Raw genomic sequence first — 14,318 nt, 5'->3', positions numbered from 1 at the left:
GGCACCCGTCCGATCACGGGGAACCGGTCGCCCTCGGCAGGTGCCCGGCGACCGACGCCGCGGCGTCTCCCGCGCCGGTCACCATTCGGCGAGGGAGCCGTCCGCCCTGCGCCACACCGGGTTGCGCCACCGATGGCCCGTCTCGGCGGCCCGCTCGACGGCCTTCACGTCGACGTCGATGCCGAGTCCGGGTGCGGTGAGCAGGCCGACGTGCCCGTCCTCGTACCGGAAGACGGAACGGTCGGTGAGGTAGTCCAACAGGTCCGACCCGGCGTTGTAGTGGATCCCGAGACTCTGCTCCTGGATGAGCAGGTTGGGCGTGGCGAAGCCGACCTGGAGGCAGGCCGCCAGTGCGATCGGCCCGAGCGGGCAGTGCGGGGCCAGGGAGACGTCGTGGGCCTCCGCCATCGCCGCGATCCGCCGTACCTCGGAGATCCCGCCGGCGTGCGAGAGGTCGGGCTGGGCCACGGCGATCCCCTGGTCCAGCACCTGCTTGAAGTCCCAACGGGAGTAGAGCCGTTCCCCGGTGGCGATGGGGATGCTGGTGGAACGCACGACCTCGCCGATGTGGGCGCTCATCTCGGGGACCACGGGTTCCTCGACGAAGAACGGCAGGTACGGCTCCAGCAGCGGCAGCACCCGGCGCGCCATGGGGAGGGTGAGCCGTCCGTGGAAGTCCACGGCGATGTCGAACTCGTCACCGACCTCCGTACGGACGCTCTCCACCCGTTCGACGATGTCACGGACGGCTCGGGGCGTGTCGATCAGCTCCAACTGGGGCGAGGCGTTCATCTTGATGGCCGTGAAGCCCTCCGCCTTGCGGGCCGCGGCCTGCTGCGCGACATCGTTCGGGCGGTCTCCGCCGATCCAGCTGTACACCCGTGCCCGGTCCCGGACATTGCCACCGAGCAGCTGCCACACGGGGACTCCCAGGGCCTTGCCCGCGATGTCCCACAACGCCTGGTCGATGCCGGCGACGGCGCTCGACAGCACGGGGCCACCGCGGTAGAAGCCGCCCTTGGTGAGGACCTGCCAGTGGTCCTCGATGCGCATCGGGTCCTGGCCGACGAGGTAGTCGGAGAGTTCTTCGACCGCGGCCGCGACGGTGTGCGCACGGCCCTCGACGACCGGTTCGCCCCAGCCGGTGATGCCCTCGTCGGTGTCCACGCGCAGGAAGCACCAGCGGGGGGCCACCAGGTAGGTGCGCAGGGATGTGATCTTCACTTGGACTCCTTCTTCACGGCCCAGCCGCCGTCCACGGTCAGGTTCGTGCCGGTGATGTACGAGGCGTCGTCGGACGCGAGGAAGGCGACGGCGGCCGCCACTTCGTCGGGGTGACCCAGGCGTCCCAGGGCCGTGGCCCGGGCGGAGAGCAGGCGGCCCTCCTCGTCCACGTCCTCCCAGTTCTCGGTGAGGATGGGTCCGGGGAGCACGGAGTTGAACCGCACCTCGGGCCCGTACTCGACCGCGAGTTGCCGGATGAGTGCGCAGATGCCGCCCTTGGCCGCCGCGTAGGCCGGGTAGCCCGGCAGGCTGCACAGCGCGTGCACGCTGGAGGTGGCGACGAAGGAACCGCGGGTGGTGCGCAGGTCGTCGATGAACGTCCGCACGGCGAGATAGGGCGCCTTGAGGTTGACGGCCAGCTCGCGGTCCCAGTCGCTCGCGGTCACCTCGTGGGCGGGCGCGTGGGTGTGGGTGAAGGCATTGCTGTGTACCAGGGCGATCGGGCCGAACAGGGTCCGGGCGCGGTCCCTCAGGTGGCTCCAGTCCTGCTCGGAGGAGACGTCGCACCGCACGAACGCGGCGCGTCCGCCGGTGTCGCGGATCCTCTGCGCGAGTGCGGCGCCGGCTTCGTCGGCGATGTCGGCGAGGACGACGGCGGCTCCTTCGGCGGCCAGGCGCACCGCGCTCGCGGCGCCGATGCCGGACGAGGCGCCGGTGACGACGGCGGTTCGTCCCGTGAATCGGTTCATGGTGTGTCTTTCCCTGTGTGGTCGTGGTGCGGAGTGCCGGGGCACACCCGGTCAGCGGGTGACGTCTTCGCCGTGGAGGAGGTCCAGTTCGGCGCGTCGGGGCAGGCCCTCCCAGTCACCGGGCGACGCCACGGCGAAGGCCCCGCATGTCGCGGCGAGCCGGAGGCGGGCGGGGAGGGGTGCGCCGTCGAGGAGTCCGCCGAGGTATCCGGCGACGAAGGCGTCCCCCGCGCCGATGGGATCGACCAGGGTGACCGGCACGATGTCCTGGACGGCGTCCCCGTCACCCGTGGCCGCGAGTGCTCCCCGGGCGCCGAGTTTCATGACGGCCTCGCGGGGGCCGAGTCCGAGCAGCGTGCGCGCCATGGTGGCGGGCTCGGCCTCGGGAACGACGAGGGAGGCTTCGTCGGGTCCGGCGAAGACGATGTCGGCGCGGGTGACGAGTTCGTGCAGTTCGGACGCGGCGTCCTGCCGGGACCACAGCCGGGCGCGGTAGTTGAGGTCCAGGGAGACGGTGACGCCGGCGGCGCGGGCGAGGTCGACGGCCCGTCTGACCGCGGCGCGGGGGGCGTCGCCGAGGGCGGGGGTGATGCCCGTGACGTGCAGTACGCGGGCGCGGGTGACGAGTTCCGGGTCCACGTCCTCGGGAGCGAGGCGGGAGCCGGCGAGTCCGCGTCGGTAGTAAGTGACGCGGGTGTGGTCCGGTGTGCGGCGTTCGCGCAGCATGAGTCCGGTCGGTGCGGTGTGGTCGACGCGGGCGCGGGTGACGTCCACGCCTTCGCCGCGCAGTCCGTCGAGGATCATCGTGCCGGCGCTGTCGGCACCGACCCGGCCGGTCCAGGACGCCTGGTGTCCGAGGCGGCTGACGCCGACGGCGACCGTGGCTTCCGCACCCGCGAACGCCAGGCGGAGCGAGGCGCCGGAGGCGAGCGGGCCGGGCCGGTCGGCGGCCAGGACGGCCATGGCCTCCCCGAGCGTGACGAGCGCGGTCACGGGCGGATGCCGTCCAGCAGTGTGGCCGCCCGTTCGCGGAGCGCGTCCAGGTCGCCGCCCTCGCAGGCGTCTCCGACCAGGGGGCTCCCCATGCCCAGGGCGGTGGCCCCGGCCGCCAGGTAGGCGGCGGCTTCCTCCAGCGCGATGCCGCCGGTCGGCACCAGCGGGATGTCCGGAAGGGGCGCCCGGACGGCCCGCAGGTAGTCCGGGCCGCCCAAGGAGGCGGGGAAGAGCTTGACCATGGTGGCGCCGTCCTGCCAGGCGGCGGCGATCTCGCTGGGCGTCAGGGCGCCGGGCAGGACGGGAACGCCGAGACGGCGTCCTTCCCTGATGACGTCCGGACACGTGGCCGGAGTGATGAGGTAGGTGGCGCCCGCCTCCACGGCGCGCTGTGCGTCGAACGGTGTCATGACGGTTCCCGCTCCGAGGGCCAGTCCGGCCGGCTTGGACCGGGCGTACTCGCGCAGCGCGTCCAGGACGCCCGGTGTGGTGAGCGTGAACTCGACTGCTCGGATGCCCGCGTCGTGGAGGGCTTCGGCGGTGGCGGCGAAGTGGCGGGGCGAGCGCGAGCGCAGGATGGCTATCGCGGGGGCGGCGGCGAGTGCGGAGGCCAGGTCGGTCATGATGCGGATCCTCGGGGCTCGTGAGGGGTGGTGGAGGACGCGGGAATCCGCGCCGGGTCGTCGGCGAAGGGCGGGACGGGCAGACCGGTGACCCCGGGCCGGCAGATGAAGAGCCGGCCGGCGAGCGGCTCGGCCGAGAGCTGTTGCGGGCTCAGACCGTCGGTCGCGGTGGTGATCACCAGAAGGTCCAGGTCGAGGCCGATGAAGGCGCAGCTGGACACCTGTGAGGCGGGGACCGTCACGACGGCGTGGAGCGTGCCGTCGGGGGTGTACGCACGGACCTGTCCGGCTCCCCACACCGCCACCCAGATCCGGCCCCCGGTGTCGACCGCCAGGCCGTCCGGGACGCCGGCGGGGCCGGTGTCGACCAGGGGGCGGCGGCCCGTGAGGGCGCCGGTGACGGGGTCGTGGTCGAAGACGTCGACGCGGCGGGTCGGGCTGTCCGCGTAGTACAGCAGCCGGCCGTCCGGGCTCCAGCCGAGGCCGTTGGAGATGCTGACCGAGTCGAGCAGGGTCGTCACGGTGCCGTCGGGGTCGAGGCGGTAGAGGCTGCCCGCGCCGGGTGTTCCGTCGTCGGCCATGGTGCCGGCGAGCAGCCGTCCGGCGGGGTCGCACTTGGCGTCGTTCATCCGTCGCGGCGTTCCGTCGTCAGGTACGTCCGGAGCGGCGAACTCCGTGGCCACCCCGGTGTCGTCGACGGTCAGGAAGGTCGTTCCGGCTGCCACGAGGAGCCCGCCGCAGGCGCGGACCGCGACCGCTCCGACGGGCCGGTCGAGGCTCAGGGTGGTTCTCGGCCCCAGATCGGGCAGGCCGCTGTCGTCGTCGCGGGCCACCAACGGAGCCCGGTGGACAAGGCCCGCGGTGATGTCCACCCACAGCAGGTCACCGCGCCCGGCATGCCAGACCGGTCCTTCGGTCAGCCGTCCCGGGACGGGTGCGCACGGTAGTGCGGTCAGTTGCATGATGTCGCTCCTCACTTCCGACGGCGAAACTCTAAGACTTCTTCTAACCCATGTACATAGTGATCGTCCAACGTCTGGAATAAGCTCTGCCATCAGCACGACCGTCTCTGCCGCCGGCAGAGTGAGAGGACGCACCCATGACCAAACGCACGGCGCAGGACATCCGCCGCCGCAACCGCTTCGACGCACTGCGGTGCGTCTTCGCCGCCCCGGGCCCGGTCAGCCGGCAGGAGATCGCCGCGGCGACCGGACTCTCCTTCGCGACCGTGGCCAACCTCGTCGCGGAGCTGCTGGAGGCCGGAGTCCTGGCGGAGGCCGGTCACGAGGATTCGAGGGGCGGGCGCCCGCGGGCGCGCCTCGCCGTCAACGCGGAGCGCGGGACCCTGATCGGGATCGACGTCGCGGAGACGTCCGTTCAGGTCGAGCTGTTCGATCTGGCGCTCACGGTGGTGCGGAGCGTACGGCTGCCCCTGCCGCAGTCCGATGTCCGGCCGCAGGACGTGGTCGACGCCATCGCGGCCGGGGTCGAGGCTCTGACGGACGTCGCGGGCACGCCCGCCCGCATCCTCGGAGCGGGCGTCAGCGTCCCCGGCCACGTGGAGCGCGAGGGTGGCGTGTCGGTCTTCTCGCCGTACTGGTCCTGGCGCGACGTACCGCTGCGCTCACTCCTCGCCGAGCGCCTCACGATGCCGCTGTACCTGGACAACCCGCTCAAGGCCGGAACCGTCGCGGAGATGTGGTTCGGAGCCGGACGCGAGTTCGACGACCTCGTCGTGGTGACCCTCCGGGCCGGCGTCGGCGCGGGCATCGCGGTCGACGGAGCGCTGTACCGGGGCGCGACCAACAGCGCCGGGGAGTGGGGTCACACCTGCCTGGTCCCCGGCGGCCGGGAATGCCGGTGCGGCAGGCTCGGATGCGTGGAGGCCTACGTCAGCACGCGGGGCATCGCCCGAACCGTGCGGGAGTTGGACGAGAACAGCCCCCTCCTGGACGCCGACGAGGACGCCGTCGTCGCGAAGGTCGCCCGCGCCTCGGCGGAGGGGGACACCGTGGCCGTCGAGACCGTGACACGGACCGCCCACCACCTGGGGACGGCTGCGGCCGCCCTCCTCAACCTGTTCAATCCCCAGGTCCTCGTGCTCGGCGGCCGGGTGGCGGAGCGGCTCGGCGAGCCGCTGCTGCGACAGACCCGTGACGTCATCGCGGAACACGCCCTGCCGGCCACGCTGCAGGCGCTCACCTGCCGACTCAGCACCGTGCCGGACAACCCCGTGAGCCTCGGCGCCGCCACGTTCGCTCTGGAGGGTTTCCTCGACGACCGCGACACCTTCGGCACCGTGGCGGCGGGGCGTCGCGCCGCGAGGGAGGCGAAGGCGCGAACCCCCTGAGACGGCCGCCCGGCGACTCAGCCGGCCGGGGCCGCCGTACTCTCGCGCACCACCAGGACGGGCGCCACCGACGCCTGGCGCCGAGAGCCGGTCTCCCCGCCGGTCTCCCCGCCGATCTGCTCCAGGAGCAGCGCGACGCAGTGCCGGCCCACGGCGTCGAAGTCCTGCCGGACCGTGGTGAGGGGGGCCGGGAAGAACGCGGCCTCGGGGACGTCGTCGAATCCGGTCACGCTGACGTCCTCGGGCACGCGTCGCCCGGCCTCGTGCAGGGCGCGCATGACGCCGAGCGCCATCTGGTCGTTGGCGGCGAAGATCGCCGTCACCTCCGGTCGGGCGGCCAGTTCACGTCCGGCGCTGTAACCGGAGGCCGCGGACCAGTCCCCGTACAGCAGCGGCGGGACGACGGCGCCCGCGTCCTTGAGCGAGCGGTGCCACGCCTCGGCCCGGCGGCGCGCCGCGTAGGAGTCGCGCGGGCCCGCGACGTGCCAGACGGTGCGGTGACCGAGGCCCAGCAGGTGCGCGACGACGCTGCGGGTCCCCTCGGCCTGGTCGATGTCCACGTTCGCGTAGCGGTGGCCGGTGTCCCCGTCGGCGAAGACCACGGGCACGGCCGACGGCAGCCGAAGTTCGGGGGTGTCGAGGATCTGCGACTCGATCAGGATGATGCCGTCCACGGACTGCACCATCAGTTGCCGGAACGCCTGGCGTACGGCGGCGCCGGTCTGGGCACGGGCCCCCATGAAGTTCACGAAGAGGTCGGCTTCGCGAGCGGCGTCGGTGATGGCGGCGAAGGTCCTGGCGTTGCCGTAGGCGCTGATGTCGAAACTGATGACGCCCAGCGTCCCGAATCTTCCGGTGACCAGCGCCCGCGCGGCCGTGTTGGGCCGGTAGCCGAGCATGTTCATCGCGGCCAGCACCCGTTCGCGCGTGGACGCGTCCACGTTCTCCCGGTTGTTGGCCACACGGGAGACCGTCTGCGAGGAGACCCCCGCCATGGCGGCCACATCGGCCATGGAGGGCGACTGGCGCAGCGGGCGTGACCTGGGTGATCGTGATCCGACTTCGCGCGGCATGTGAACCGGACCTCCGAACCGGGGCTTCCAAGGGGACTGCGTGCACTCCGTACGGATGTTAGCGCCGGACAGCCGGGAACGAGCAGGCCACCGGCGGTTCAGCCGGCGGATGACGGCCACCGGCGGGTCCCCGGGCGAGGCCCCGGACCCGTCAGGAGCCTCGCACCGTTACTCGCCGGTTCCCTTGACATGGCGTCCCACCGCTTCGACACTCGCCCCGACATGTGATGTTCACGCAAACATCACGCTGTCGATCCGCCGGCACGTCCGGCGTGGATCCCGGGGCGACGGCCGTTCCCTCCGCGGCTCCCCGCCTCCCCGCCTTCCCGCCTCCCCGCCTCCCCGCCTCCTCGTCAAACGATCACAGCGGATTGGCGCTGACAGCCGTCACGACCGCAGGAGAGGACTGCCTCGTCCAGCGCGCGCCCGACGGCCTCGACGGCGCACAGCAGTGGGTGCTCACCAAGTCGCGGCCCTCCGACCGGAGCAGTACGGCCACCAACCGGCTGACGAACGTCAGAACCGGCGAGGTCCTCGCCGTCGCGGGCGACTCGCTCGCCCTGGCCCCTCCGGGGTCGCCCCCACACCGGCAATGGATGCTGTCCACCACCGACAAAGGGCACTTCACCCTGGTCAACAGTGCGACCGGTGCGCTCTCGCGTTGCGCGGCATTCACCCCACGGCCTTCTTGGTTGCGTAAACATATCCGGGTGCGGACCCCTCGCGGGTCTGTCCGACCCGCGTCACATCACTGCGGAAGGGCCCACCCCATGAAGCGCAGGTCTCTGCTCACCGCGACGGCCGGAGCCGTCGCCCTCGGCGCGGCAGCGCCGGTGGCCGCCGAAGCGCGGACACCCGACCGGGCTGCCTCACCACTCAGCACCTTCAACGTCATCAGCGACATCCAGGGGGATTTGGGTGACTTGACCGTCGCCCTGAAGGACATCGCGGCCACCGCCCCCGACAGCGCGGGACTGGCCGTCGCCGGTGACATCACCCCGCGCGGCTACGACTTCGAGTACGCGGCGGTGCGACAGGTACTGGAGCGCGGTCCACGCCCGCGCCAGGTCGCCTGGGCCATCGGCAACCACGAGTTCTACGTCCCCAAGTACGCCGATCCGCAGACACTCGCCCTGTCGACCTGGCCCAACGGCACCACCGAGGACTCCCTGTTCCGCAGCTTCCACCGGTTCGCGGGGCGCGGCACGGTGTACGACGAGACGACGTTCGGCGGCATACCGGTCCTCAGCATCGGAACCGAGCGCTACATGCACTATCACGACCCCGAGCTCTGGGACGAGGTATGGCTGAGCGAGGCGCAGTTGCGGTGGCTGGAAGAGCGCCTGCGGTACTGGTCCGGACGTCGCAGGCCGGTCATGGTGATCACCCACCACCCGCTGCCGAACACGGTCTCGGGTACGCGCAACAAGCTCTACACGGGCGACTACCTCCAGGCCGACGCGTTGCTCGGTCTGCTGGGCCGCCACCGTGACGTGTTCCTCTTCAGTGGGCACACGCACTGGAACCTGGCCCTGTCCGACTGGCACGTACGCCGGGTGGTGCCGGGCACCGCGAACCTGGACGGGTTCCCCGTGTTCAACACCGGGGCCGTGCAGACCGGCTTCACCGACAACGGTCAGGGCGGCGAGAACACGGTTCCCGGCGTCTTCAACCAGGGGCTCCAGGTCGAGGTCCATCGGGACCGTGTCGTCGTCAAGGCCCGCGACTTCGCGGCGGGACGCTGGCTGAAGCAGGTCTCCGTACCGCTTGCCACCAGGATCTGACGAAGTGTGCGCGGTCGCCGGGCAACCGTCGGGCGCGCACGCGCATCTCTCCCGTCGGGCACCGCGGGCCCAACCACCGGCATCACTCGTGGAAAGCCGAACCTCCTTGCCGTGGAGCCGACTTGGATCAGGGTCACGCGCGCGCGACGACTCACCCGGGGATGGTGACTCTCCGCCCCGGGGTCATCCACGAACCGTCACATGTGTGCACAAGTCGTTGACATCCAGCCAATACGTGGGCCACTCTCTGGGCACAATTGTTGATTCACGCGCAGAAATGTTTGTTCCTGTGTGAGTGAAGGCGGGACCCATCACTCACACCGGGCACGATGCGCGGCGACATCGAGGATCTGCATGCGAAGAGTGAGATCCATCCTCGTGGGCCTGAGCCTGCTCCTCCCGGTTCTGGGCGGGGCGCCCGCGGCGCTGGCCGCACCCGTCACCAACGAAGCCGGCACCCAGTTCCCGGACACCATGGGGCAAGGGGTGCAGGCGCACGGCGGGGGCGTGCTTCAAGTCGGCGAGTTCTACTACTGGTTCGGCGAGGATCGGGGCGAGGACAACAAGTTCCGTTACGTGTCGGCCTACCGCTCCAAGGACCTGAAGAACTGGGAGCCCCGCGGTCATGTCCTGACCCAGGACGCCGACCCCGAGGTCCGTTCGGCGGTGATCGAACGCCCCAAGGTCCTCTACAACGAGAAGACCAAACAGTTCGTCATGTGGATGCACAAGGAGGCCGACGACTCCTACGGCGAGGCGCGGGCCGCGGTGGCGGTCTCGTCCACGGTGGACGGCCCGTACGCATGGAAGGGCTCCTTCCGACCGAAGGACGAGTCCGGGGCCGAGCACATGTCCCGTGACATCACGGTGTACGAGGACAAGGCCGCCGGCAAGGCCTACATGATCTCCGCCGCCAACCAGAACGCCGATCTGCACGTCTACGAACTCACCGACGACTACACGCAGGTGAAACGGCTCGTGGCGAACCCCTGGCCCGGCCAACACCGGGAGTCCCCGGCCCTGTTCAAGCGCGGAAACGTGTACTTCATGCTCACCTCGGGGACCAGCTACTGGAACCCGAACCAGCAGAAGTACGCCACCGCCACCGACCTCGCCGGACCGTGGTCGCCGATGAAGGACGTCGGAAACCACGACGGTCACCACTCACAGACGGCATTCGTCCTGCCGGTGGAGGGCAGCGAGACCACCTCCTTCCTCTACATGGGTGACCGGTGGGCGGGGGTGGGGGCCGACCCCAGGCGCGTCAACGACTCGACGTACGTGTGGCTCCCGTTGGAGTTCCCGACGGCCACGACAATGGCTCTTCCCTGGTATCCCCAGGTCTCGATCGACACGGCGACCGGCCGGGTCTCCGGTGCCGGGGGCGATCCCCTCCACACGATCACCGGCCGGCGGAGCGGCGACTGTGTGACCGTGCCCGGGAGCGTCTCCGACAACCAGGCGCCGGTGACCCAGGAGAAGTGCGCCGGTGGCCTGAACAGCCAGTGGCGATTCACGGACAACAACGACGGCCACGTCCGCATCCTCGCCCAGCACAGCGGCAAGTGCCTCGACGTCGCGGACAAGTCGACCGCCGACGGGGCCGAGGTCAAGCAGTACGACTGCGGATCGGGGGACAACCAGCGCTGGCGCTTCGAAACCCTCCCCGACGGGTACGTCCGCGTCGTCGCCCGGCACAGCGGCAAGTGCCTCGACGTCCAGGGCGGGTCCACCGCCGACGGGGCCGGAATCGTCCAGTCGGAGTGCAACGGATCAGCCGGTCAGGCGTGGAAGGTCGACGCCGCCGCAGATCCGACCCACCCCACCGACCCCACCGATCCCCCGGCTCCCGGCACGGCCGACCAGCGGCTCGTCACCTCGGTCAGCGCCGGTGTGCTCACCATGTCCACCACGGCGGACCCCGTTCGGCTCCCCCCGGTCGCCTTCGGCTCGGGCGGCGCCTCGTCCGGTCACCTCAACCCCGTGGCCGTGAAGGACTTCCGCGGTGGCAAGGCCGGCTGGTCGCTCACCGGCAAGGTCACCGACTTCGCCGGGGCGCGCGGAAAGATTGACGCCGACCTCCTCACCTGGACACCCACGTGCACCACCAAGGCCGACAGCCCCGGCACCTGCTCGGCGGGAAGTCCCGGAAAGGTCGGAAAGGACGGGGCGACCCTGGCTTCCGCCCCCGACGGTGACCGGACCGGCGGAGAGTTCACCGCGGACGCCGCCGTCTCCCTGAACGTCCCGAAGTACACGCCCGTCGGCGACTACGTCGGAACGCTCACCCTCACCCTCCTCTGACCGCGCCCGCGTGCCGGGCGCCACGCGTCCGGCACGCGACGCCCAGAAAGCGGAAGTCGCATGCGCGCAGCCCCCGTCGTCCTCCTCCTCCTCGTCCTGACAGCCCTCTCCCCCGCACCGGCCGGCGCGGCGGACAACGGCGAATGGTCGGTCAAGCCCGCCGATTCCACGATCACGCCGCGGTCGGCGTTCGAACTCCCGGCACGCCCCGGCATGACGCTCTCCGACCGTGCCGTCGTCAGCAACACCACCGACACGGCCCTGACGTTCCGCCTGTACGTCGCCGACGCCCACAACACGGAACGCGACGGCGGGCTGGCCGTGCGCGGCATCGAGGAGACCCAACGGGACGTCGGCGCCTGGGGGAAGCCCGAACGGGACGTCATCACGGTCCCGGCGCGTTCGACGGCGACGGTCGGCATCACGTTGCGCGTTCCACCCGACGCCTCACCCGGCGACCACGTCGGAGCCCTGGTGGCCGTGGATGACCGCGTGCGCCCCGGAGCCGGCTCCCACCTCGGCGTCCAACGCGGCGTCGGAGCCAGAATCTACCTGCGCGTCGAAGGACCGCGACGGCCCGGCGTCATCGTCGAGAACGTACGGTTCTCCGCCCGGAGCCCCTCGATTCCGTGGACCGGCGCCGCCGAGTCCACCGTCTCCTACACCCTGCGCAACACGGGCAACGTGAGCCTCGCCCTCCGGGTTTGCGCCCACGTGGACGGGGTCTACCTGGGAGGGCCCGCCGAACGACGATTGACGAACGTGCCCGCCGAACTGCTCCCGGGACAGAAGGTGAGGCTCTCCGCATCCTGGCCCGGCGCACCCCTCGCCGGCCGGGGCGATGTGACCGTGACAGCGACCGCGGACGGCTCGCGAGGCGCCGGATCCGACAGCTTCCTGACAGTGCCGTGGTTCCTCTTGGGATGCCTGGCGCTCCTGTCCGCCGCCGGGGCGATGGTGCTTCGGCGCCGGCGCAAGGCGGCACGGGCAGCACAACCGATGCCGACGGCGCGGGCGGCAGGGCCCGCCGATCCCGAGTGATCTCCTCACGAGCCTGAACTGGTCACGCGAGGCCGGCAGGCGTCAGCGCGTCTCCGCCGGAGCCGCTCATCCACGATCTCCGGATTCCCCTGTGGGCGGCGGCTTTCGGACAAGGGCGCTGCGTACGAGGGCTGTTGGGGCACTTCCTCGTTTCCCGGGAGATGATCCGCGCGCTTAAGCTGTGTACGAACAGGAGATCGAAGGAGGTATCCATCATGCGCAAGATCGATATCAAGCCTGTGCCCGTCAAGCGGGAAGAACGCCGCACCGGCAACTTCATCTACAAGTAGGCCATGGGCAGGGGCCGGCGCGGCATCCGCCGATGCCGGCCCCTGCCTCCGCCCCCACCCCTGGGCCGATCAGGGGTCGGTCCTGTGCGTACGAGGGAGTGGATGTGCGGCTGCGACGGGTGAAAGGCTTGACGTGCTACTGGCACCGAGGGGACTTCGTCGTCCATGCCTACCGGGATCACTCGCCGGTCGCTCTGCACCCCTCGACCGCCGAGATCCTCAGCGCCTTCGACACCTGGACGACCCCCGCCCGAGCGGCCGAACTCCTGGACCACCTGCATCCCGAGACGGTGGTGAAGGCGGCCGGAACACTGCTCGAACACGGTCTGCTGGCCGAGGAGGGCAGCCCCGAAGCCCAAGAGGACGAGCGCTTGGCGGACGCCTGGGGACCCTGGGCGCCGGAAGCATCCTTCTTCCACTACGCCACGCGCGATGTCCCCTTCGAGACGGCCACTCCCGAGCTGCGTCAGCACCTCGCCCGCGACGGGCGCCCGGCGCTGTTCACCGAACACCCCGAGGCCGACCGCGTCCTGCTGCCCCGCACACCGGACCCTCGCCTGTCCGCACCGCTGGAGCAGACCCTCTATCGCAGGCGGACGCACCGCTCCTTCAGCGCCCGGCCGGTGAGCCTGCACGATCTCTCGGTGCTGCTCCGTACCGTCTTCGGCCCCGCCGAGTTCATCGACGGTTTCGAGTACGGGGCCCTCATCCGGCGCACCAGCCCCTCCGCCGGCGCCCGGCAAGAACTCGACGCCTATCTCGCCGTCCCCAACGTCACCGGCATCCCCGCCGGTCTGTACCACTACAACGCCCGAGAACACAGCCTGGAGCTGCTGCGCGAAGGCTTCACCCACAGCGAAGCCGGGGTCCTGTGCGTGCACCAGGAGGGCATCGACCAGGCGGCCTTCATCGTCTTCGTCGTCGCCGCATGGGAACGTTTGCGCGCGAAGTACCGTCACCCGCGCGCCTACCGGGTCAGCCACCTGAACGCCGGACACCTAGGAGTTGTCTTCAAATGTCACGCCCACATCAGGAGCGAGGCGAGGGTGACGGCTGCCTGGTAGGACTCGGCGGTCTTGTCGTAGCGGGTCGCGATGCCGCGCCACTGCTTGAGGCGGTTGAAGCACCGTTCTACGACGTTGCGCCGCTTGTAGAGCTGTTTGTCGAACGTCGGCGGGCGCCCGCCCCGGCTGCCGCGCCGGAGCCGGTTGCGGACCTGGTCGGCTCGCTCGGGAATCGTGTGGCCGATGCCGCGGCGCCGCAGCCAGGTGCGGATGGCCCGGGAGCTGTAGCCCTTGTCGCCCAGCACGTGGACGGGCCGCACTCGGGGGCGGCCCGGGCCGATGCGGGGCACCCGGATCGCCTCCATCACGGTGGTGAACTGGGTGCAGTCGTTGATGTTGCCGCCCGTGACCACGGAGGCGAGCGGACGACCGTAGGCATCGCAGGCCAGGTGAATCTTGCTGGTCAGACCACCTCGGGAGCGTCCGAGGCCGGGACTGCGGAGCCCCCTTTTCGGGCCCCGGCGGCATGCTGGTGGGCTCGCACGACGGTCGAGTCGACCGACACCAGCCAGTCGATGTCGCCGGCCGCATCCGCCCGGGCCTGCGCGGCCCGGAGCATCCGCTCGAAGGTGCCGTCCAGAGCCCACCGGCGAAACCGGGTATGCAGCGTGGCCCACGGGCCATACCGCTCAGGCACATCCCGCCAGGCCGTGCCCGTCCGGAACTTCCACACGATCCCGTTCAGCACGGTCCGGTCGTCCAACCGCTTCCGCCCGAGCAAGGACTCAGGCAGCAGCGGCCGGACGAACTCCCACTCCTCATCAGACAGTTCATGGCGACGTATCACCCAACCATGATCCACCACTCAAGATCTTTTGAAGAC

11 protein-coding genes and 2 pseudogenes are annotated in these 14,318 nt (G+C 70.8%); 6 read left to right on the top strand and 7 right to left on the bottom strand.

Annotated features, from left to right (window positions below; genetic code table 11):
* Positions 1-78: 78 nt before the first annotated feature.
* Genes dgoD through ACQEVM_RS36360 form a run of 5 tightly spaced genes read right to left on the bottom strand, consistent with a single transcriptional unit; the run spans position 79 to position 4,551 of the window.
* Positions 79-1,224 (bottom strand): galactonate dehydratase, encoded by a 1,146-nt coding sequence (dgoD, locus tag ACQEVM_RS36380; protein WP_433086611.1) that lies wholly within the window; start codon positions 1,222-1,224, stop codon positions 79-81.
* Complete coding sequence (locus ACQEVM_RS36375; protein ID WP_433086609.1) at positions 1,221-1,973, bottom strand: SDR family NAD(P)-dependent oxidoreductase; 753 nt, start codon at positions 1,971-1,973, stop codon at positions 1,221-1,223. The genes dgoD and ACQEVM_RS36375 overlap by 4 nt, the downstream gene beginning before the upstream one ends.
* A 51-nt stretch (positions 1,974-2,024) precedes the next feature.
* Positions 2,025-2,966, bottom strand: a complete 942-nt coding sequence (locus tag ACQEVM_RS36370) for a sugar kinase (protein ID WP_433086607.1) — start codon at positions 2,964-2,966, stop codon at positions 2,025-2,027.
* The gene (locus ACQEVM_RS36365) at positions 2,963-3,589 is read right to left on the bottom strand and encodes a bifunctional 4-hydroxy-2-oxoglutarate aldolase/2-dehydro-3-deoxy-phosphogluconate aldolase (protein WP_433086605.1); all 627 of its coding nucleotides are present in this window, start codon (positions 3,587-3,589) and stop codon (positions 2,963-2,965) included. The genes ACQEVM_RS36370 and ACQEVM_RS36365 overlap by 4 nt, the downstream gene beginning before the upstream one ends.
* Positions 3,586-4,551, bottom strand: a complete 966-nt coding sequence (locus ACQEVM_RS36360; RefSeq protein WP_433086603.1) for an SMP-30/gluconolactonase/LRE family protein — start codon at positions 4,549-4,551, stop codon at positions 3,586-3,588. The genes ACQEVM_RS36365 and ACQEVM_RS36360 overlap by 4 nt, the downstream gene beginning before the upstream one ends.
* A 137-nt stretch (positions 4,552-4,688) precedes the next feature.
* On the opposite strand from ACQEVM_RS36360, the gene ACQEVM_RS36355 reads away from it, so the two are divergent.
* Positions 4,689-5,939, top strand: coding sequence for an ROK family protein (locus tag ACQEVM_RS36355; RefSeq protein ID WP_433086601.1), 1,251 nt, complete (start codon positions 4,689-4,691; stop codon positions 5,937-5,939).
* Positions 5,940-5,956: 17 nt separating this feature from the next.
* Here ACQEVM_RS36355 and ACQEVM_RS36350 read toward each other — a convergent pair whose 3' ends face one another.
* Positions 5,957-6,952 (bottom strand): LacI family DNA-binding transcriptional regulator, encoded by a 996-nt coding sequence (locus ACQEVM_RS36350; RefSeq protein ID WP_433086599.1) that lies wholly within the window; start codon positions 6,950-6,952, stop codon positions 5,957-5,959.
* A gap of 287 nt (positions 6,953-7,239) precedes the next feature.
* Here ACQEVM_RS36350 and ACQEVM_RS36345 point away from each other — a divergent pair.
* The 5 genes and pseudogenes from ACQEVM_RS36345 to ACQEVM_RS36325 all read left to right on the top strand — a co-directional run.
* A pseudogene (locus ACQEVM_RS36345) lies at positions 7,240-7,650 on the top strand (RICIN domain-containing protein); the annotation flags it as partial.
* A gap of 132 nt (positions 7,651-7,782) precedes the next feature.
* On the top strand, positions 7,783-8,796 hold the full coding sequence (locus ACQEVM_RS36340; RefSeq protein ID WP_433086976.1) for a metallophosphoesterase family protein: 1,014 nt from the start codon (positions 7,783-7,785) through the stop codon (positions 8,794-8,796).
* Positions 8,797-9,150: 354 nt separating this feature from the next.
* Positions 9,151-11,100, top strand: a complete 1,950-nt coding sequence (locus ACQEVM_RS36335) for an RICIN domain-containing protein (protein WP_433086597.1) — start codon at positions 9,151-9,153, stop codon at positions 11,098-11,100.
* A gap of 60 nt (positions 11,101-11,160) precedes the next feature.
* Positions 11,161-12,141 (top strand): COG1470 family protein, encoded by a 981-nt coding sequence (locus ACQEVM_RS36330; protein WP_433086595.1) that lies wholly within the window; start codon positions 11,161-11,163, stop codon positions 12,139-12,141.
* Positions 12,142-12,559: 418 nt separating this feature from the next.
* The gene (locus tag ACQEVM_RS36325) at positions 12,560-13,495 is read left to right on the top strand and encodes a SagB/ThcOx family dehydrogenase (RefSeq protein WP_433086593.1); all 936 of its coding nucleotides are present in this window, start codon (positions 12,560-12,562) and stop codon (positions 13,493-13,495) included.
* On the opposite strand, the pseudogene ACQEVM_RS36320 reads toward ACQEVM_RS36325, so the two are convergent.
* A pseudogene (locus tag ACQEVM_RS36320) lies at positions 13,450-14,279 on the bottom strand (IS5 family transposase). The gene ACQEVM_RS36325 and the pseudogene ACQEVM_RS36320 overlap by 46 nt on opposite strands.
* Positions 14,280-14,318: the final 39 nt, after the last annotated feature.

The sequence above is a fragment of the Streptomyces sp. CA-243310 genome (genome assembly GCF_050936775.1).
Lineage (GTDB): Bacteria > Actinomycetota > Actinomycetes > Streptomycetales > Streptomycetaceae > Streptomyces.
This window is presented reverse-complemented; position numbering and strand designations above follow the sequence as displayed.

Excerpts from the sequence above, each read along its gene's own strand:
- ACQEVM_RS36365 (WP_433086605.1), bottom strand. The coding sequence starts at position 3,589 with ATGACCGACCTGGCCTCCGCACTCGCCGCCGCCCCCGCGATAGCCATC.
- ACQEVM_RS36335 (WP_433086597.1), top strand. The coding sequence starts at position 9,151 with ATGCGAAGAGTGAGATCCATCCTCGTGGGCCTGAGCCTGCTCCTCCCG.
- ACQEVM_RS36375 (WP_433086609.1), bottom strand. The coding sequence starts at position 1,973 with ATGAACCGATTCACGGGACGAACCGCCGTCGTCACCGGCGCCTCGTCC.
- ACQEVM_RS36350 (WP_433086599.1), bottom strand. The coding sequence starts at position 6,952 with ATGGCCGATGTGGCCGCCATGGCGGGGGTCTCCTCGCAGACGGTCTCC.
- ACQEVM_RS36340 (WP_433086976.1), top strand. The coding sequence starts at position 7,783 with ATGAAGCGCAGGTCTCTGCTCACCGCGACGGCCGGAGCCGTCGCCCTC.
- ACQEVM_RS36330 (WP_433086595.1), top strand. The coding sequence starts at position 11,161 with ATGCGCGCAGCCCCCGTCGTCCTCCTCCTCCTCGTCCTGACAGCCCTC.
- ACQEVM_RS36360 (WP_433086603.1), bottom strand. The coding sequence starts at position 4,551 with ATGCAACTGACCGCACTACCGTGCGCACCCGTCCCGGGACGGCTGACC.
- ACQEVM_RS36355 (WP_433086601.1), top strand. The coding sequence starts at position 4,689 with ATGACCAAACGCACGGCGCAGGACATCCGCCGCCGCAACCGCTTCGAC.